Genomic DNA, 19,576 nt, shown 5'->3' on the forward strand with positions numbered 1-19,576 from the left:
ATGGCAATAAGTGTTTTAAGGTTGATATGCTTTGGCTACCTGTTTGCTGGTACCCAGACCGTCGATGCCCAGTTCCATCACATCGCCTGGTTGGATGTAAATGGGGGTGGGCTTTTGACCGAGGCCTACACCCGCCGGTGTACCGGTGGAGATGATATCGCCCGGCAGCAGGGTCATGAACTGGCTCAGGTATGATACCAGGAAGTTGACATTGAAGATGAGGTTTTTGGTGGTGCCATCCTGGTACATCTTGCCATTCACGCTCAGCCAAAGGCGCAGGTTGTTCACATCCTTGATCTCATCGGCTGTAGCGATCCAGGGGCCCAGTGGCGCAAACGTATCACAGCTCTTGCCTTTTACCCACTGGCCACCGCGCTCCAGCTGAAACTCGCGTTCGCTGTAGTCGTTGTGCAGGGCATAACCCGCTATATAGTCAGCAGCATCTTTCTCTTCTACATAAGAAGTCTTCTTGCCGATGATCACGGCCAGCTCTACTTCCCAGTCGGTCTTGGTGCTGTTTTTAGGGATCACCAGGTCGTCGTTGGGACCTACCAGGGCTGTGGTTGATTTGAAGAACACGATCGGTTCTTTGGGCAGCGCCATATTGCTTTCGGCAGCATGGTCGGCATAATTCAGCCCGATGCAAATGATCTTGGAGGGCCTTGCCTGCGGGGCAGCCCAACGTACATTGGCCGCTACTTCGGGCAGGGTAGGCTTCTTGTCGAGCGCTGCCTGCAGTTTCGCGATGCCGCCGTCGGCGAAGAAGGTCTCATCATAATCACGGGTGATGGAAGACGCATCATAACGCTTGCCATCCAGTACTACACCGGGCTTTTCCTGGCCGGGTTCTCCAAATCGGATTAGTTTCATTGCTGTTCAGTATAGTTTAATAAGTAGAATACAAATGGTTGTGGTGTTGCTATGGCTCCACGATGAACACCTGCATGCTGCGCGGGCCATGGGCGCCGATCACCAGCGACTGTTCAATATCCGCCGTCTTCGACGGGCCGGCAATGAATACGCCGTAATCGGGATTCTGCTGACCCATCACGGCATAGGCCTGGTGCATATTGCCCACCAGGGTTGGCTGGTCGATCACCAGCACCAGGTGTTGGGTAATGAAAGGTAAAACCCTTTCCACACAATCCTTATCCGTAACCCAGATAGCGCCATTCTCTGCCACACCAAGCTGTCCTTTCAGCACTACCACATCCAGCAAGGCCGGCTGCTGCAGCAGGGCTGCATTGGTGGTTGTATCGCCTTCTATGAAGTCGGCGATACGTTGGGCATCCGGGAACAAAGCTTTGATAGCCGGAGTCAGGGGCTGTCCTTTTTTCACGATGTTCGTTGCCCCGCCAGCCTTGGTGATGGCGGCCGTAAAGGCGGCCGTCAGATCGGTGACAGGGTAGGCAAACGACAACATCTCCGGTAAAGGTACAGGCGCTGGTTTATTTTGCTTAACTGCTGCCAGTATTTTCTCTCGGCTCATTACTTACTACCTCCGTTTTTTTGATACCATTCCCGGAAGCTTTCTTTCGGCGGCGCCGGCAGGTCGCGTTGTTTTGCCCAGGGGTTGAATGTTTTGTTCAAGGCCAGCGAAGGGAACCAGCGCAACAGCTTCCTGGCCCACTTGCCCGCAAAGCTATAGCGGGCAGGAGAGGCGAGTACGCCGGCCATTACTTTCATGCCGGCCGCCTTGGCCGCGGGTACATGACCTTCCTGGGTAAGTACCTGCCGCCATTGGTATAGCTGATTGTGAATATCGATCTTGACCGGACATACATCCGTACACGAGCCGCAAAGCGTGGAGGCAAAGGGCAGGTCGGCATTCTTGCGCATGTCGAGATTGGGCGCCAGGATGGCCCCGATAGGCCCTGCTGTGGCATTGTGGTAGCTATGACCACCACTGCGCCGGTATACGGGGCAGGTATTGAGGCAGGCGCCGCAACGGATACATTTTAACGAGTTGCGGAAGGCTTCGCGTCCGAGTTGGGTGGTGCGGCCATTGTCTACGATCACGATGTGCATTTCCGATCCAGGTTGCGGTTTGCGGAAATGGCTCGAGTAGGCGGTAATATTTTGTCCGGTGGCGTTGCGCGCCAGCATGCGCAGAAACACACTCAGGTGCTCGGTACGGGGTATGAGTTTCTCGATACCCATGCACGCGATATGTACTTTGGCCAGGTGGGCGCCCAGGTCGGCATTGCCTTCATTGGTGCAAACCACGATGGCGCCGGTTTCGGCAACGGCAAAGTTTACGCCGGTGATGGCGATATCGGCTGCGAGGAATTTCTGGCGCAGGTGCTCACGGGCTGCCAGGGCCAGGTATAAAGGGTCTGAAGCGCCCTTTTCGGTGCCGAGGTGCTGGTGGAATATTTCTCCCACTTCTTCTTTCTTGATGTGAATAGCAGGTAGCACGATATGGCTGGGCATCTCCTTGTTCAGTTGCACAATGCGCTCGCCCAGGTCGGTATCCACTACTTCGATACCTTGTGTTTCGAGGTATTCATTGAGGTGGCACTCTTCGGTGAGCATGGATTTGCTCTTCACGATCTTTTGTGCCTTGTGTTTGGCCAGTATGCTGTGCACAATGCGGTTGTGATCGGCTGCATCGGCCGCCCAGTGTACGGTAACGCCATTGGCTATGGCCGCGGCTTCGAATTGCCCAAGGTATTGGTCGAGTTGGGAGAGGGTATGGTCCTTGATCTGCGAAGCGAGGTCGCGCAGCTGCTCCCACTCCGGGATCTCATTAACGATCTTATCCCTTTTATAACGTACAAACCACAACGTTTCATCGTGCCATTGCACCCTTTCCTTGTTTTCGAGGAAGGCGCTGGCCGCTTCGGCGTGTGGTATCGGTTTGGTGTGCATGTGAATGAATGGTGTAATGAAAAACTATAAGCCTGCTGCCAGTACTTCCGATATGTGCAGTATCTGCATATTCAGCTTGCGCCGTTTGATCAATCCCTCCTGATGCATGAGGCAACTCATATCGGTACCGGTTACCACATGGGCATCGTGTTTGGCATAGTCGGCAATGCGCGAAAGGCCCATGGCCGAGGATACGGCTTCTTCCGTTACGCAGAAAGTGCCGCCAAAACCGCAGCATTCATCGGGCCGGTCGAGGTCAACCAACTCCAGTCCTTCTACCATTTTCAACAGTTGCACCGGTTTGGAGAACCAGGGCACTACCGTTTCTGTAGAAGCCGCCAGCTTCAGTCCCCGCTGTCCATGGCAACCCTGGTGGAGCGCCACTTTTTTGGGGAAAGATGCCTTGATCGATTGCACCTGCACGATGTCGGTGAGGAATTCGCACAGCTCATACACCCGCTGTCGTATCTGAGTGGCTTTGGTTTCCTGTTGGTGGTCGTGCAGGTGGTCCTTTACATGCAGCACACAACTGCCCGACGGGGAAACGATATAGTCATAGCCATCGAAGGCCTTGATGAAATTGCTGTTGCACGAATGGGTGAGGTGCTCAAAGCCTCCATTGGCCATGGGCTGGCCGCAGCAGGTTTGTTGCATAGGGTAGTGCACCTCGAGCCCCAGGTGTTGCAGCAACTTCAGCGTAGCAATGGCTACCTGGGGATAAAACTGGTCTACATAGCACGGAATGAACAGGGCTACACGCATCACAAATAATTAACTATTCAACGTGATAAAACCGCCATCGATGGGATAATCGCAACCCGTAATGAAAGAAGCCTCGTCACTACACAAGTAGAGGACAAGGGCAGCTATTTCCGATGGTTGGGCCATACGACCGATAGGCTGGGTTTTGGATAATTTTTCAAACATCTCGGCTTCGCGGCCGGGGTAATTGTTTTTCAGAAAGCCATCTACGAACGGGGTATGCACGCGCGCAGGGGATATGGAATTACAACGGATATTTTCACCGATATAATCTTTGGCTACCGACAGCGTCATAGCCATCACGGCGCCCTTGGCGGTAGAATATACAAAGCGGTCGGATAATCCTACCCAGGCCGCAATGGAGGCCATATTGGCGATCACACCGCCGCCTGCAGCCCGTAATTGAGGGATTGCAGCGTGCAGGCAGTTGTACACGCCTTTAACATTTACATTGATCACGCGGTCGAAATCGGCTTCGGATGTGGTATCGGCCTTGCCGATGTGCGCAATGCCGGCATTGTTCACCAGGATGTTGAGGGCCCCGATCTTTTGGAAGGTGGCCAGTACATCGGCCTGGTTGGCCACATTGCAGCTATGGGCGGTGGCGGTGCCGCCGGCCGCTGTGATCTCCTGCACGGTGGCAGTGGCATTCTCTTCGCTCAGCTCAATAATGTGCACTTCGGCGCCCTGTTGGGCAAACAATACGGAAATGGCCCTGCCAATACCGCTGCCGCCTCCTGTTACTACTGCTTTCTTACCTGCTAATGAAAACATCTCTTCTGTTATTAAAACGTGTAAAATTATAAACTAAACCGCTTATCACTGTCCTGCTCTAAAGGCCTCCTCGTATTCACCCAGTGACTTTGTCTTATGTCCCTTCCAGCCAAAATAGCCTACTACCACAAAGCAGATCAACGGAACTATATACCCATACTGGATATTGTTGGTGGCATCAGAAATGACGCCCAATACCGGTGGTAGCAAGGCGCCTCCCACGATCGACATCACGATGAGGCTGGAGCCCAGCTTGGTATCGTTGCCGAGGTCCTGGATGCCTAAGGAGAAGATCGTTGGGAACATGATACTCATAAAGAACGCGATACCGATCAATGAATAGACGGCGGCAATACCGGTAGCGAAAATGGCCACGATGCTCAACACCACATTGATCACGGCGTACCAGGTTAATAAGGTGGCGGGTTTGATGGTGCGCATCAGGAAGGTACCTACAAAGCGACCGACCATAAAAGCCAGTCCGTAGCCCAATGCCAGGTAGGTGGCTGCCTGGCCTTCTGTTAGGCCAACCCGCATAGACAGTTTGATAAAGAAACTGCCAACACATACTTGTGCGCCCACATAAAAGAACTGGGCAATCACCGCCCAGGTAAGGTGCTTGTGACGGAAGGCATGGAAAACGCTTTTCGTTTCCTTGTCACCTTCTTCTTTGGTATCGGGCATATGCGTAAAATAGATCACGATGGCCACAATGATGATGGCAATACCAAGAATAAGGTAAGGCATCTTTACGCTGTCGGCTTCCGATTGCAGGTAAGCATCCTTGACAGCCGGCAGCATTGCGTTCAACTCTTCTTCTGTATAGTTTTTGCCCGATAGAATGAATTGCTTGCCGATCAGCGGGGCCACCATGGCAGCCAGGCCGTTGAACGACTGAGCCAGGTTGAGGCGTTGGGTGGCAGAGTGGGGCGGGCCCAATACGGTTGCATACGGGTTAGCGGCTGTTTCGAGGAAGGCCAGGCCGCAGGCGATCACGAACAAAGCGCCCAGGAAGAAGATGTATTGACGCGTATCGGCGGCCGGGATAAAGAGGAAGCAGCCCACACCAAAGAACAATAAGCCTAGTAAAATACCCCACTTATAACCAAACTTACGCATTACGTATCCGGCTGGCAGGGCCATCAGGAAGTAAGCGATGAATACGGCTGAATCTACCAGCGACGATTGCAGGTCGTTCAACAGAAAGGCTTTCCGCAAATGCGGTATCAGAATGGGGTCGAGGTTGTGCACAAAACCCCAGAAAAAGAATAAGCTGGTTACAAGGATAAAGGGGAGTAGCATGATCTTCCCGGTACCGGTTGTTTGTTTGGGAAGCGTTGGCGAAGCAATTCCTGGCATAAATAGAAAGTTTTAACGATAGCTGTTGGGTAATTTGGTCGGGTTGAAATTAGTCAAAAATGGATGGCCGTTCCGGGTGATGAGCGCAATCGTTCCCGGAAGCGGGATGCTATAAACTGGCTTTGAGATCGAATATTTTATCCATCAGCAGCCATTTTTCTCCGGGGTTCGCCGAGGGTAGGGCCTGCTGGTATTGCCACATCAGCTCTTCCCAGCGTTGCACAATGGGATTGGCCGCGTCGGCGATGCTTTTTTTGTCGAACGAAAACGTATCGTTCACTTCCATGATCATGAAGAGCCTGGTCTCTATACGATAGATCTCCAGTTGTTCGATGCCGCTGCCTGCAATGGATTGCAGTATCTCCGGCCACACGGCTCTGTGGTAAAATTCGTATTCAGCAATAAGCACCGGATCATTCTTCAGATCGAGCGCCAGGCAATATCGTTTTTGTATGCTCATAACAACGTAATGGGTCGAAAGTAATGTTTAGTTGAATTTGGCTGTCCTGCGCTATCTGGTTTGTCAAGACAAAATCTAACCTCAATATTCATCAATGTTCGTGAATATATACATGCCTTGCCAAAATAGTTTATAATAATGGCAATAACATGAAATTCAACATACTGATTTGTTCCGTATTTGCATGCGTAACCTGCTTAAACCTGCAATTAACAAAAACACCAAACATTAATTGCTATATCCGTCTCAACCGATTGCGTTGGGATCGCAGGGGTTCATAAACCCGATTTACAAAACGTTCCGTGCGGTAGCTGAGCCACCCAGCCGGCTGTCGCAAAACACAGAAAATTGCATGCTTTATGGAAAAGAAGCTCTTTCAGCGCACCCGGGTCCCGAACAGGACCAGGCCCTGGTGGTATCTCCCCCTCTTTCTCCTGCTTTTACAATTCCCGGCTTCTATGGTGATGGCCCAGTCGCGCCAGATCTCCGGCGTGGTGACCGACGTTAAAGGAAAACCACTCCAGGGAGTTAGCGTGAACATTAAAGGTTCTACCAACGGTGTCACTACCGATGCCGATGGTAAGTACACCATCTCCCTGCCCGCCGACAAGAACGAGCTGGAATTCTCCTCTGTTGGTTATCTGGCCAAAGTAGAGAATATTGGCGCCCGCACCACGATCAGCTTATCGCTCAGCGAAAGCACCTCCAACCTCGACGATGTCGTGGTGATCGGTTATGGCGGCAAACAAAAGAAACGAGATGTAACGGGGTCTATCTCCTCTGTAAGTTCCAAACAGATCGAAGAGCGTCAGCCCATCAACCTGTTTGATGCCTTGCAGGGCCAGGGCGCCGGTATCCTCGTCGTGAACGACGGTGGTGGTGCTCCCGGTGCAGAAGGCTCTATCCAGATCCGTGGCGCTTCTTCACTCAACGCCGGCAACGGGCCGCTGTATCTGGTGGATGGGGTGATCAATCCCAATGGCGCCAGCATCAGTCCCATGGATATCGAGCGCATTGAAGTATTGAAAGATGCTGCCTCTGCTTCTATTTATGGTTCAAGAGCTGCCAATGGTGTTATCATCATCACTACCAAGAAAGGTAAAGAAGGCAAGCCACGCATCGATCTCAACTATACCAGCGTATTTGGCAAGCTGGCTCACAAACTTCCCATCAACAATGCACAGGGGGTACGTGATTTCCGCCGGTTGCAGAACGATAATCCCGGTGCAGGCGGTAATACCGACTCGCTCAATCCCGGCTTCAACTCCGACAATGACCTGCAGGACCTGTTGCTGGGCGAAACCGCCATCAAACAACAGGTGAATCTGGGTGTCAGTGGCGGCAGACAGGGTTTGACCTATTACACCGGCCTGAATTACCTCGACGATAAATCCATCATTCCGAATAGCTATGTAAAGAGATTACAGGCACGCATCAATGTCGATTACCAGGCTTCTCCCAAGCTGAAATACAGCAACAACATTACTTTCGTATGGCAAAAGGGTAACGCTATACCCGTAGCCCGTACTGTGAATGTGGTGTTCGATCGTCCTTCTTTCTCGCGGATCTTTTACCCCGATGGTTCTTTAACCAGTTACATCGGTTCCAAAAGAAATCCCCTGGCAAATGCCCTGTATGAAAAGAACGAACAGGAGATCATGTCTGGTCAGCTCAACAATAACTTACAGTACCAGATATATAAGGACCTTACCTTCACTACAACGTTCAATGCCATTCTCGAGAACAGACAAAATATCCAGTTCTCTCCCCGTATTTTGTCAAGCAACCGGGATCAGAACAATGGTTCCAATGAAATGGCCAAGAACTTCTATTGGGAATACCAGGCCTTCTTCAACTACAACAAGAAGATCGGTGATCACAACATACAGGGTGTAGTAGGTTTCAATGCCGACAAACGCCGTAACGATCTTCACCACAGCGAATTCAAGAACGTGGTGAATGAAGAGGTGTTTGTAACCTTCCCCTCTTACCTGGTGCCCACAGAAACCTATACCAACGCCGTTGGGGTTACCTCTCAAAGTTTGTTCACCCGCTGGAACTATAGCTATAAAGGCACTTACAACGTGTCGGGCGTATACCGCAGGGATGGTTCCTCCCGCTTCGGTCCGGAGAATAAATACGGTAACTTCTTCTCGGGTTCAGCTTCCTGGCGTTTCTCCGACGCGAAGTTTATGCAGTGGGCCTGGGGATTCCTCAATGATGCCCGCGTACGTGTAGGATATGGCCAGGTAGGTAATGACCAGATCGGTTATTACGATCACCTCACCAAATACCAGTTTGATGGTAGCTATGGTGGCGTAGGAAGTGCGTATACCAGCAACCGCTTCGGTAATGCTTTTGTGAAATGGGAAACCGTAGAACAGAAAAATGCTGCCATTGAACTGAGCTTCTTCAAAGGACGCCTCCAGTTCTCTACCGAATACTATATCAAGACTACCAAGGAACTGTTGTACGATCGTCCGCTGGCCAATGAAACCGGGTTCTCGGTCGTTACTACCAACGTAGGTACAATCCGCAACCGAGGTCTGGAGTTTGTCGTGAGCGGAACACCCATTGTGGGCAAAGGGTTCAATTGGGACATCAGTGGTAATATCTCCTTCGAACGCGGCGACATCGTGGAACTGGCCAATCATGCTTCTTTTGTGGCCGGCAATAAATGGTATGTGGAAGAAGGAAAAGCCATCGGTAACTTCTTTGGCTGGAAAAACCTGGGTGTGTATCAGTGGGATGAATCCAATGCCTATACCCGCGACTGGCAAAAGCTCACTGTTGTATTGGATAAAGACGGCAAGCCCCTGTACGAAAACGGTAAGGCGTCATACTCCTACAATGGACAACCCTATACTGATAAAGTATACAGTCTCTATGATCCCTCCGGTAAGCTGAAAGGAGGCGACACGGAATGGCAGAATATGAACACGGACAGTTTGATCAATGATGCCGACAGGCATGTGATCGGTAACTATCAGCCGGATTTTTACCTCGGTATTGTCAATAACTTCCGCTACAAGCAATGGGGGCTCTCTGTATTGATCAACGCTTCCTGGGGAGGTATGATCTACAATACGCTTCAATACAATGCCAATTATCCTACGAATACTGGTCCCGGTTCACCGCAGGTATTGGCCAACTCCTGGAGAAAGCAGGGTGATGTTGCCACCATGCCTTATTATCCGCAACGTACCAATCGCGGAAGCCTGAAGCAGCATGGTAACAGCCTTTACCTCGAAGACCGTTCTTTTGTTCGGCTCTCCAACGTACGCCTTACGTATACGTTGAAGCCAAGCCTGGCCAATAAGGTCTTTGCGAAAGGAATTACCGCCTTTGTCTTCGGACAAAACCTGCTCACTTATACCAATTACACCGGGTATGATCCTGAGTTTAGTTCGAACAATGTGTTGACGCCAGGCGATGATACCGGTAAGTATCCCAAGCGCCGCGAAGTAGGGTTAGGTGTAAATATTAACTTCTAAATTGATTGCAATGCTGAATAAAAAATTATATATACCAGGCTTACTGCTGCTGACGATGCTGGCCGGCAGCTGTAAGAAGTTTCTTACACAAGACCCGCTGGCAGAAGTTGCCGAGTCGCAGTTCTTCAAAAGCAAATATGATGTAGATGCATCTGTGTCTGGCATGTACAAGTTGTTCCAGGATCAGATGGTGGGCGAGGGACAGTACAAAGACCGTTATCATATCTGGGGCGAGCATCGTTCCGATAATTTTGAGCGTTTTGTAAGTTATACAACGCCGGTGGTCAACGAGATCACGCTTAACGGCCTCACGCCCGATAATGAGTTCGCTTCCTGGACTGGCTTGTACAATGTGATCTATCGTGCCAATGTAAATATCAAGAAAGTGGCCGGGGCGGCGCAATACGATAGCCGCGTTACCAAAGAAGTGATCGATAAGGCGTTGGCGGAGAGCTATGCCATGCGGGCCATGGCCTACTTCTACATCGTACGGGTGTGGGGTGATGCGCCTATCTGGACGGAGCCTTATGAAAGCCTTTCCGATACGGCAAACCGTGCGCGTGAATCGGCTTCGAAGATCATCGATGAAGTGATCATCAAGGACCTTGATAAAGCCTATTCACTCACCCTGAAAAACCAAACGCCCATCGTATGGAGCATTGGGGAAGGTGCTATCTGCGCATTGATGGCCGATGTGTACATGTGGAAAAAGGATTATCCCAATGCCATCAAATGGTTCCAGAACCTCTTCAAGGCAAAAGCGCCTACTGGTAAAGTATTCGGAGGGTTGGCTATCACCGACCTGCAGCCTACCGCTACCTGGAAGCAGATGTTCACGGCCCCTGATAAGAGTATAGAAAGCATCTGGACGATCGACTGGAGTTTCGCTGCTGCAGGCTGTGCTTGCATGAGTATTTCCTATACGCCCAACAATAAACAGTATATCATCGATCTGGATGTTTGGAATAAATATTTCCTTCCTTACCAGAACACTGCCGCTCTGCCCGATGTGCGGGTGCGCCAGACACATGACGTATGGGCCAACAACCGCGACCGGTTCATCAAGTATTATAATTCGCCGGCTAACCCAACAGCTGCGTATACCTTCCCGGCTACGCCCGAAGAAATACCGGCCTATGTAACCATGTACCGCCTGGGCGATATGTACCTGCTGTATGCAGAAGCGCTGAACGGCAATGGTGATCTCGCGGGAGCACTCAAATACCTCAACTTCATCCGCAAACGCGCCGGTGTACCGGAATTTGTAGCTGGTGAAGCGGCCGTAGCCAGCAAGGAGGCCATGGAAGATGCTATTCTCCAGGAAAGGCAATATGAGCTCTATGGAGAAGGTAAAAGATGGTTCGACCTGGTACGTACCAACCACGTTCAAAAGGTGATGGACCCTGTGTTGAAAAGACGCCAGGCTGCTGCGGGCAGTGACGTAGTGGGCTTCCCCGACCTGCGTAAGATTGTGTGGCCCATCAATAGGTCCGTGCTCAACGCCAACAAGAAGCTGATCCAAAATGAAGCGTACACCGATTAAAATTGATCGCATGAAAACGAATAGTAAGAAACTCCTCCACATATTGACACTGGCACTTGCTGTGCTGGTTTTTTTACCCGGTTGTAAAAAGTTCCTGGGGCTCAGCCGTCAGGAAGACTTTGAGTACAAGCCGCAGACGCTCGATCCGAATATCAATATCAGTGCCCGCCAGTTCCTCGAGAACAGGTCGTATGGCGCCACTCCCCAGGATACAGTGTTTAAATGGATGCGCCTGGGGCTCGAGTATGCAGGTATTGACCTCGCCGAGTACGAGAAGCCCGACCGCACGTTCATCTTTTTACACAATGAGGCCATCCGCAGGTTCGATGGTACCGGCAAATTGAATGGCGGTCTCTTCTTTACGTACCCCCTTGCACAGAAAGACGGCAGCGGTAATTATATTGTAGATCCTGTTACCGGTCTTCCCAAAACAACGGCGGCCACCAAGTGGAGCGATTATGACAAAGAAACAGTGAAGAATTATTTTCTCTACCTGATTGGACAAGGCAAACTCAATTTTACCGACCTCAATAACCTGAACAAAGATGTTCAATCGCTGTTGCCTCCCAATACAACGGCTACCAAAGAGTCGCTGCTGGGTTGGGTGAATGGCGGTAAAGGATTTGACCAGGAAGGTAAGTTCTGGCTCAAGATCAGGAGTAATGACGATCTGGGACCTATCGTGTTTAATGATAATGCCAGTGACAGATCGGCCGGGTATATTGCCACCAATGGCATCATACACGTGTATGGTGTTGCCTTGCAGCCTTTCAGACCACAACAATAAAATCAAAATGGTGGCACTTTCAATGGGGAGTGCCACCTTTTTACGACAACGTTTTCGGTTTATTTTAATCTGTCCGGTACCTGTTGAAGACAATGTTTCCAGATATTCGTAGCATGAACAGGATATTAATTGCTTGTATTGTAATTATTAGCATTGGTTTAAGCCAGCAGGCCCATGCCCAGGTAAGTACCCGATTGAACAACAACTGGGAATTTTTGAAACAGGACCTTGGCGGCATCTGGGAAGCTGTTCGCCCCGTAGGTAAAGGCAATCCAGAAAGTGTGCCGTTGTGGGAGAACGTAACCCTGCCACATTGTGTCAATGCCACCGATGCCGTAGATCCTGATGTAAACTATTACCAGGGCCCTGCCTGGTACCGCACCCAGCTCGAGATCAAAAATCCCTATGCCAATGGCCGTATCCTTCTTCATTTTGAAGGGGCCGGACAAAAGACCGATGTCTACGTGTACACTACCAAAGTAGGTACCCATACCGGCGGCTACGATGAGTTTACGGTTGATATCACGGAAGCCGTCAATGCATTCACGCAAACCGACGTTTTTCAAAAGCAGTTCAAGGGCAAAGTGCCCATTTCAATCCGTACCGATAATTCACGCGACCTGGAAATGATCCCTTCCGATCTGTCCGACTTCAATCTCTATGGCGGCGTTTACCGGTACCTGAACCTCGTGTATACCCCTGCTTTATCCATTGATAAATTATTTGCCCTCGCCGAAACGGATAATGCCGGCAGGCTGGGCAGGCTCACGATCAAGTCCCGTTTTTATAATCCACAACGTGTCAGCAACACCTCGGTTGCAGTAAAACTATTCGACCCTGCCGGTAAACTGGTACATCAACTTACTAAAGAGATGCTGACCGGCTCCGCCGATGTCAACATTGCTGAACTGTCGGTGAAGAAACCGATGTTATGGTCAACGGAATCACCTAAGCTCTACACAGTAGAGGTAACCCTCAAACGACCGGAAGGTATTTTTACCCAACGGGAGAAGATCGGCTTTCGCCGGTTCGAGTTTGTAGAGAATGGGCCGTTCAAACTGAACGGCAAACGTCTCTTGCTGCGTGGTACCCACCGCCATGAAGATCATGCGGGGGTAGCGGCAGCAATGACAGAAGATCAGATGCGCACAGAAATGATCATGATGAAGGACATGGGCGTCAACTTCATTCGCCTGGGCCACTACCAGCAATCTCGTACCATATTGGAGTTGTGCGATAGCCTGGGCATAGTTGTATGGGAAGAAATTCCCTGGTGCCGTGGTGGTCTCGGTGGAGATGTCTACAAGGAGCAGGCCCGGCGTATGCTGCGCAATATGATCGAACAGCATTACAACCACGCTTCTGTGATCATTTGGGGCCTCGGCAATGAAAATGACTGGCCGGGCGATTTCCCCGAATTCGATAAAGAGAAGATCCGCACTTTCATGAAAGAGTTGAATGATCTCTCGCATCAACTCGATCCTACCCGTAAAACAGCCATCCGCCGCTGCGATTTCTGTAAAGACATCGTAGATGTTTATTCTCCCTCTATCTGGGCGGGGTGGTACCGTGGTATCTATACTGAATACAAATCGGTGTCGGAGGAAGAGTTCAAAAAAGTAAAACACTTTCTGCATGTGGAGTGGGGTGGCGATAGCCATGCCGGCCGCCATTCAGAAAGTCCCGATAAAGCATTACAAAACCTCAAGGCGTCCGGCGCTGCCGATGAGCGTGCAGGCGACGCCTCTTTGTACGGTGGCGCAGCCCGTGCCTCCAAAGATGGTGATTGGAGCGAGTCGTACATCTGTAACCTCATCGACTGGCACTTGAAAGAGCAGGAAAACATGCCCTGGCTTACTGGTACAGCCCAATGGCCTTTTAAGGATTTCTCCACTCCGGTGAGGCCCGATAATCCCGTACCATATATGAATCAGAAGGGTGTAGTAGAACGTGACTTCACCAGGAAGGAAGCCTACTATGTGTTTCAGTCTTATTGGACGGCCAAACCCATGGTACATATTTATGGCCACAGCTGGCCCATTCGTTGGGGAAATGATGGAGAAGAGAAGATGATCAAAGTATATTCCAATTGCGAAGAGGCAGAACTCTTCGTGAATGGAAAGAGTTATGGTGTAAAGAAGCGCAATAGCCAGGATTTTCCCGCCGCTGGCTTGCGCTGGAATGTGAAGCTGGAGAAAGGGCTCAACTCGATCAACGTGATCGCCCGTAAAGGCAAAGACTTCGTACGCGATAACCTCAGTTTCCAGTATCAGACAGAAAGCTGGGGCAAGCCCGCAAAACTCACCTTGCAGAAGGTAAAAGAAGAGAATGGCATTGCCACCGTAGAGGCCCGGTTACTCGATGAGAAAGGCATACCTTGTCTCGATGTGGCCAACTGGGTACGTTTCGGCCTTGCTGGTGATGGCAAGCTGATCGACAACCAGGGAACTTCTTCCGGCAGTCGCCTCGTTCAAATGTATAATGGACGTGCCACGATACGGATACAAACCAACAATGGAACCAATATCGTCAGTGCACAGAGCACAGGACTTAAAACGGTAACCACTACGTTGTAGAACATATGCGCATATTCCTTTGCATAGTAATGTTATGGGTGCAGGCTGTTGTAGCCCAGGAACTGTATGTGAGCAAACAGGGCCGCGACAGCAATCCGGGCACGAAAGTGCTGCCATTCGCTTCGCTGGAAAAGGCTAAAGCGGTTGCCGCTAAATATAAGTCGGGGGTAACCGTCCATATTATGCAAGGAACCTACTATCTGGCACAACCGCTGGTGTTTTCCAAAGCCGATAGCAGGAATGCCGGGGCCGATCTCACCTTTACGGCTTATAAGAACGATCAGGTCACGATCAAAGGTTCCCGCTTGTTGAAAGTGACCTTCAAGCCCTGGCGCGATGGGATATGGCAGGCAGATCTACCAGTGGGCAGCCCTTTACCGGATCAGCTTTATGTAAATGGCCACTTGCAGGTGATGGCGCGCTATCCCAATTATCAACCACATGCAAAGCCATTACAGGGAACCGCTGCGGATGCTATCAGTGCCGAAAGGGTACGCACGTGGAAGTCTCCTGGCGGTGGCTACATACATGCCCTTCATGGAAGCGAATGGGGCGGTATGCATTATCGCATCACCGGCAAAAAGAACGATAGCACGCTGGAGCTGGAAGGTGGCTGGCAAAACAACCGGCCTTCGCCCATGCATAAGCAATTCCGCTATGTAGAGAATATTATGGAGGAACTGGATGAGGCTGGTGAATGGTATGCCGATAGCATAAAGCGCATACTATATTATCATCCGGCCATGGGGCTGGATCTGCATAAGGCCATCATTGAAGTGCCCGTACTGCAAAACCTCGTTTCATTCAAAGGGTTGCCTGGTCAGCCTGTAAAGAATATTCATTTCAAAGGGCTCCGCTTCGAACACACCCTGCGTACCTTCATGAAGAACCGGGAACCGCTGTTGCGTTCCGATTGGACCATCCACCGCTCGGGGGCGGTATTCTTTGAGAATACGGAGAACTGTTCGCTCGAAAGTTGCGACCTGTTCGACCTGGGAAGTAACGCTGTTTTCTTCAGCAACTACAATGTGGCCGACTACGTGTACGATTGTCACATCGCCAGGGTAGGTGCCGGCGGTATCAGCTTCGTGGGCAATCCGTCTGCTGTACGTTCACCTGCCTTCCGCTATGAACAATTTGTACCTTATGATCAGATGGATTTAACACCCGGGCCTTCCGGCGTTGATTTTCCCGCACAATGTCTCGTAGCCGATAACCTGATCCACGATATCGGACTCGTCGAAAAGCAGGTAGCCGGCGTGCAATTGTCCATGAGCCAGTCGATCGATGTGTACCACAATACGATTTACAACCTACCCCGGGCCGGCATTAATGTGAGCGAAGGCACCTGGGGTGGTCATGATATCAGTTTCAATGAGGTCTTCAATACGGTGCAGGAAACAGGCGATCATGGCGCTTTCAATTCCTGGGGCCGCGATCGATACTGGCATCCCCGCAGGGCTGCCATGGATTCGCTAATGGCTGTCCATCCCGATCTGTGGCAACTGGATGCCGTATTGCCCACGCTTCTGCACGACAACCGCTTCCGGTGCGACAATGGTTGGGATATCGATCTCGACGACGGATCTTCCAACTATTATATCTACAACAATGTTTGTCTCAACGGCGGCTTAAAACTGCGCGAAGGATTTCACCGCGTAGTGAAGAACAATGTGATCGTAAATAACTCCTTTCATCCACACGTATGGTTTCTCCATAGCCGTGATACATTCATGCACAACATTGTATCCGGACCTTATTTGCCCATCCGCATCAATGACTGGGGAACTGGTGTGGACTCTAACTTCTTTTTGGACCAGGCCGCATTGCACACCACACAGCAATGGAGGATCGATCAGCATTCCGTAGCCGGTGATCCGCATTTTGAGAATGCTGCGCACGGCAACTATGCTATCACTTATCCCTCCCTTGCCTGGGACCAGGGTATCAGGCCGATCAGTAACGATTTTGGGGTGCGAACGGCCCGGCTGCGTGCAAAGGCGATGAAAGTGCCGCTGCCACAATTGGCCAATACGACCAGCGATGCGTCGGCCACTCACCATTTCCTCGATATGAAGGTGAAAAACCTCCATACGCTCGCAGAGCGTTCGGCTACAGGTATGGACCGCGAAGTGGGTGTGCTGGTACTTGAAGTGCCCGCCTCATCGCCCTGGCATCAACAACTGCAGGCCAATGATGTGATACTGGGGCTGGGTGGAGAGCCGGTCAATAATGTGCAAGACCTTCTGAATGCAAAGATGAAAGTGCAGTGGCATGCCACTGCAGTGGTGATCATATTCCGCGATCAAAAAAGGCAGGAACTGAAACTGCCGCTGAAATAATAGAACAACTAAATCGACAACCATTGAAAAGGATTGTTTTCCTGTTTGCTGTATGCATTGGTTCGGGTGCTGTTCACGCACAAACCGATCCCCACCTGAAATTGTGGTATGCGAAACCCGCCAAAGCCTGGGAGGAAGCCCTGCCATTGGGTAACGGAAAAACCGGGGCCATGGTCTTTGGTCATGTGAAGACCGAACGTTATCAGCTCAACGACAATACGCTTTGGAGTGGTTTTCCCGATCCGGGCAACAATCCCAATGGCCCTACGGTGCTGCCGCAGGTACGCCAGGCGGTATTTGAAGGCGAGTATATTAAAGCCGCCGAATTGTGGAAGAAAATGCAGGGACCTTATTCTGCCCGCTACCTGCCACTCGGCAACCTGTTGCTGGATTTTGACCATGCCGATACGGTGGGCACAGCCTATTACCGCGATCTCGACCTTGCTACGGCCATAGCGGCCGTGCGGTACAGCAGCGGCGGCATTCAATACCAGCGCGAAACATTTACCAGCTTTCCCGATAAAGTAATGATGGTGAGGCTTACCGCCTCTACAGGCAAAAGCATCAGTTTTACGGCTGCGCTCACCAGTAAGCTGCATTTTTCAGTAACAGCTACCGCGGCCAATCAATTGGCGCTGACCGGTAAAGCTCCGAAGTTCGTAGCCAACCGGGAATCTGAGCCGCAGCAGGTAGTTTATGATGAAGATCCCAAAGGAGAAGGGATGAATTTCGTCATCTATCTGCGGGTGAAGAATGAGGGGGGCACGGTAAAGCAGTCGGGTGATAAGATCACCGTTACCAATGCGGATGCAGTTACTCTCTACCTCACAGAAGCGACCAGTTTCAACGGGTTTAATAAGTCGCCCGGAAAAGAAGGGAAAGCGCCGGGCATAGAAGCAGGTAATAATCTTAAAAAGGCACTTGCTTTTTCCTATGCACAACTGAAACAAAGGCATACAGCCGATTACCAGCAACTGTTCAACCGGGTAAAGCTCGATCTCGGCAGCAATGAGGCCGCCGTAAAATTGCCTACTGATGAAAGGTTGCGCCAGTTTGCCCAAAACAAAGGTGACAACCAGCTGCAAACGCTTTACTATCAATTTGGCCGGTACCTGCTCATCGCCAGCTCACGCCCCGGATCAAGACCGGCCAACCTGCAGGGTATCTGGAACGATCATGTGCAGCCGCCATGGGGTAGCAACTATACGACCAATATCAATACCGAAATGAACTACTGGCTGGCGGAGAATACCAACCTCTCCGAATGCCATCAGCCGCTCTTTGATTTTATGAAAGAGCTGGCCGTTAACGGAGCCGTTACGGCCAAAGTGAACTACAATATACCCGAAGGCTGGGTAACCCACCACAACTCCGACCTGTGGGCCAAGACCTCACCACCCGGTGGGTACGAATGGGATCCACGCGGCATGCCTCGTTGGAGTTGCTGGCCCATGGCAGGTGTTTGGTTCAGTACACACTTGTGGGAGCATTATCTCTATACCGGCAATAAGCAATGGCTGCAACAACAAGCCTGGCCTTTGATGAAAGGCGCTACGCAGTTCATGTTGCATTGGCTGGTAAAAGATAGTACTACCAATTTCCTCGTTACCAACCCTTCCACTTCGCCGGAAAATACCATCAAGCTGAATGGTAAGGAATACCAGGTAGCACTTGGCAGCACGATGGATATGTCGTTGCTGCGTGAGTTGTTTACCGCCGTGATCAGGGCCGGAGAGCAATTGAACATTGAACCTGCTTTCCGCAAACAGGTACAGCAGGCGCTCGATCGTTTGTATCCTTATCATATTGGGCAGTATGGCCAGTTGCAGGAGTGGTATGGTGATTGGGATGATCCGAAAGACAAGCACCGTCACCTGTCGCATTTATTTGGTCTGTATCCCGGCAGTCAGATCACCGTGCAGCAAACGCCCGAACTCGCAGCAGCTGCCAAACAATCGCTCATTCATCGTGGTGATGTAAGTACAGGCTGGTCGATGGCCTGGAAGATAAACTGGTGGGCAAGGTTACAGGATGGAGAGCATGCCTATAAGATACTGTCCGATGCTTTTACCTATATCGATCCTAACCAAACCCGCGAAACCATGGGTGGCGGCGGTACTTACCCCAATCTATTCGATGCGCATCCGCCATTCCAGATCGACGGCAATTTTGGGGCTACGGCCGGGATCACGGAAATGTTGTTGCAAAGCCATGCCGGATACCTGAGTTTGCTGCCTGCCCTGCCTGGCGCATGGCCTGCCGGTAGCGTGAAAGGGATAAAAGCACGCGGCAATTTTACGGTCGATATAAAATGGGAAGCCGGTAAATTGACAACAGCAAAGATCTATTCAGGAGGCGGTGGAGTATGTAGGATCAAAAGCACCACGCCGGTTAAAATAGTGGAAGTAAAAGCCAATATACTGAATGGCAATAATACTAATCCGTTGAATATTGCATACGGAAAACCTGTGTACCTGAAGGCCGCAGCAGCGAACCTCGTATCGGTTGGGAAAGAAGGGGAGTATGTGATCGAATTCCCTACGGTAAAAGGTAAAACGTATACGGTAACAGGTTATGTGAATGGTCGATAGTGGAGCGCGCAACGGAT

13 protein-coding genes are annotated in these 19,576 nt (G+C 50.8%); 6 read left to right on the forward strand and 7 right to left on the reverse strand.

Features of this window, described 5'->3' with window-relative positions:
- Window positions 1-15 precede the first annotated feature (15 nt).
- The 7 genes from P2H89_RS32880 to P2H89_RS32910 form a co-directional block, all read right to left on the reverse strand.
- The gene (locus P2H89_RS32880; protein WP_275835327.1) at window positions 16-870 is read right to left on the reverse strand and encodes a fumarylacetoacetate hydrolase family protein; all 855 of its coding nucleotides are present in this window, start codon (window positions 868-870) and stop codon (window positions 16-18) included.
- A gap of 49 nt (window positions 871-919) precedes the next feature.
- Window positions 920-1,489, reverse strand: coding sequence for an LUD domain-containing protein (locus P2H89_RS32885; protein WP_275835329.1), 570 nt, complete (start codon window positions 1,487-1,489; stop codon window positions 920-922).
- The gene (locus P2H89_RS32890; RefSeq protein WP_275835331.1) at window positions 1,489-2,871 is read right to left on the reverse strand and encodes a lactate utilization protein B; all 1,383 of its coding nucleotides are present in this window, start codon (window positions 2,869-2,871) and stop codon (window positions 1,489-1,491) included. The genes P2H89_RS32885 and P2H89_RS32890 overlap by 1 nt, the downstream gene beginning before the upstream one ends.
- Before the next feature lie 24 nt (window positions 2,872-2,895).
- Window positions 2,896-3,633 carry a (Fe-S)-binding protein gene (locus P2H89_RS32895; RefSeq protein ID WP_275835333.1) on the reverse strand — a complete coding sequence of 246 codons (738 nt, stop codon included), beginning with the start codon at window positions 3,631-3,633 and terminating at the stop codon, window positions 2,896-2,898.
- A gap of 9 nt (window positions 3,634-3,642) precedes the next feature.
- Window positions 3,643-4,407, reverse strand: coding sequence for a glucose 1-dehydrogenase (locus P2H89_RS32900; RefSeq protein ID WP_345799383.1), 765 nt, complete (start codon window positions 4,405-4,407; stop codon window positions 3,643-3,645).
- 45 nt (window positions 4,408-4,452) lie between these two features.
- Window positions 4,453-5,766 (reverse strand): L-fucose:H+ symporter permease, encoded by a 1,314-nt coding sequence (gene fucP / locus P2H89_RS32905; protein WP_275835335.1) that lies wholly within the window; start codon window positions 5,764-5,766, stop codon window positions 4,453-4,455.
- Between the two features lie 109 nt (window positions 5,767-5,875).
- Window positions 5,876-6,226 carry an L-rhamnose mutarotase gene (locus tag P2H89_RS32910; RefSeq protein WP_275835337.1) on the reverse strand — a complete coding sequence of 117 codons (351 nt, stop codon included), beginning with the start codon at window positions 6,224-6,226 and terminating at the stop codon, window positions 5,876-5,878.
- Window positions 6,227-6,585: 359 nt separating this feature from the next.
- Here P2H89_RS32910 and P2H89_RS32915 point away from each other — a divergent pair, with 359 nt between their 5' ends.
- The 6 genes from P2H89_RS32915 to P2H89_RS32940 all read left to right on the forward strand — a co-directional run bounded on the left by P2H89_RS32915 (window position 6,586) and on the right by P2H89_RS32940 (window position 19,559).
- Window positions 6,586-9,720, forward strand: coding sequence for a SusC/RagA family TonB-linked outer membrane protein (locus tag P2H89_RS32915; RefSeq protein ID WP_275835339.1), 3,135 nt, complete (start codon window positions 6,586-6,588; stop codon window positions 9,718-9,720).
- Window positions 9,721-9,730: 10 nt separating this feature from the next.
- Window positions 9,731-11,263 (forward strand): RagB/SusD family nutrient uptake outer membrane protein, encoded by a 1,533-nt coding sequence (locus P2H89_RS32920; protein ID WP_275835341.1) that lies wholly within the window; start codon window positions 9,731-9,733, stop codon window positions 11,261-11,263.
- 10 nt (window positions 11,264-11,273) lie between these two features.
- Window positions 11,274-12,050 (forward strand): hypothetical protein, encoded by a 777-nt coding sequence (locus P2H89_RS32925; RefSeq protein WP_275835343.1) that lies wholly within the window; start codon window positions 11,274-11,276, stop codon window positions 12,048-12,050.
- Between the two features lie 113 nt (window positions 12,051-12,163).
- Entirely contained in the window at window positions 12,164-14,626 is a 2,463-nt protein-coding gene (locus P2H89_RS32930; protein WP_275835344.1) for a glycoside hydrolase family 2 TIM barrel-domain containing protein, read from the forward strand.
- 5 nt (window positions 14,627-14,631) lie between these two features.
- A complete protein-coding gene (locus tag P2H89_RS32935; protein WP_275835347.1) occupies window positions 14,632-16,968 on the forward strand; it encodes a S1C family serine protease in 2,337 nt (778 codons plus the stop codon).
- Between the two features lie 23 nt (window positions 16,969-16,991).
- A complete protein-coding gene (locus P2H89_RS32940) occupies window positions 16,992-19,559 on the forward strand; it encodes a glycoside hydrolase family 95 protein (protein ID WP_275835349.1) in 2,568 nt (855 codons plus the stop codon).
- The last annotated feature ends 17 nt before the right edge of the window (window positions 19,560-19,576 follow it).

Source organism: Paraflavitalea sp. CAU 1676, from assembly GCF_029223285.1.
Lineage (GTDB): Bacteria > Bacteroidota > Bacteroidia > Chitinophagales > Chitinophagaceae > Paraflavitalea.

Coding starts and splice junctions, on each gene's coding strand:
- P2H89_RS32880 (WP_275835327.1), bottom strand. CDS start 870: ATGAAACTAATCCGATTTGGAGAACCCGGCCAGGAAAAGCCCGGTGTA.
- P2H89_RS32885 (WP_275835329.1), bottom strand. CDS start 1,489: ATGAGCCGAGAGAAAATACTGGCAGCAGTTAAGCAAAATAAACCAGCG.
- P2H89_RS32890 (WP_275835331.1), bottom strand. CDS start 2,871: ATGCACACCAAACCGATACCACACGCCGAAGCGGCCAGCGCCTTCCTC.
- P2H89_RS32895 (WP_275835333.1), bottom strand. CDS start 3,633: ATGCGTGTAGCCCTGTTCATTCCGTGCTATGTAGACCAGTTTTATCCC.
- P2H89_RS32900 (WP_345799383.1), bottom strand. CDS start 4,407: ATGTTTTCATTAGCAGGTAAGAAAGCAGTAGTAACAGGAGGCGGCAGC.
- fucP (WP_275835335.1), bottom strand. CDS start 5,766: ATGCCAGGAATTGCTTCGCCAACGCTTCCCAAACAAACAACCGGTACC.
- P2H89_RS32910 (WP_275835337.1), bottom strand. CDS start 6,226: ATGAGCATACAAAAACGATATTGCCTGGCGCTCGATCTGAAGAATGAT.
- P2H89_RS32915 (WP_275835339.1), top strand. CDS start 6,586: ATGGAAAAGAAGCTCTTTCAGCGCACCCGGGTCCCGAACAGGACCAGG.
- P2H89_RS32920 (WP_275835341.1), top strand. CDS start 9,731: ATGCTGAATAAAAAATTATATATACCAGGCTTACTGCTGCTGACGATG.
- P2H89_RS32925 (WP_275835343.1), top strand. CDS start 11,274: ATGAAAACGAATAGTAAGAAACTCCTCCACATATTGACACTGGCACTT.
- P2H89_RS32930 (WP_275835344.1), top strand. CDS start 12,164: ATGAACAGGATATTAATTGCTTGTATTGTAATTATTAGCATTGGTTTA.
- P2H89_RS32935 (WP_275835347.1), top strand. CDS start 14,632: ATGCGCATATTCCTTTGCATAGTAATGTTATGGGTGCAGGCTGTTGTA.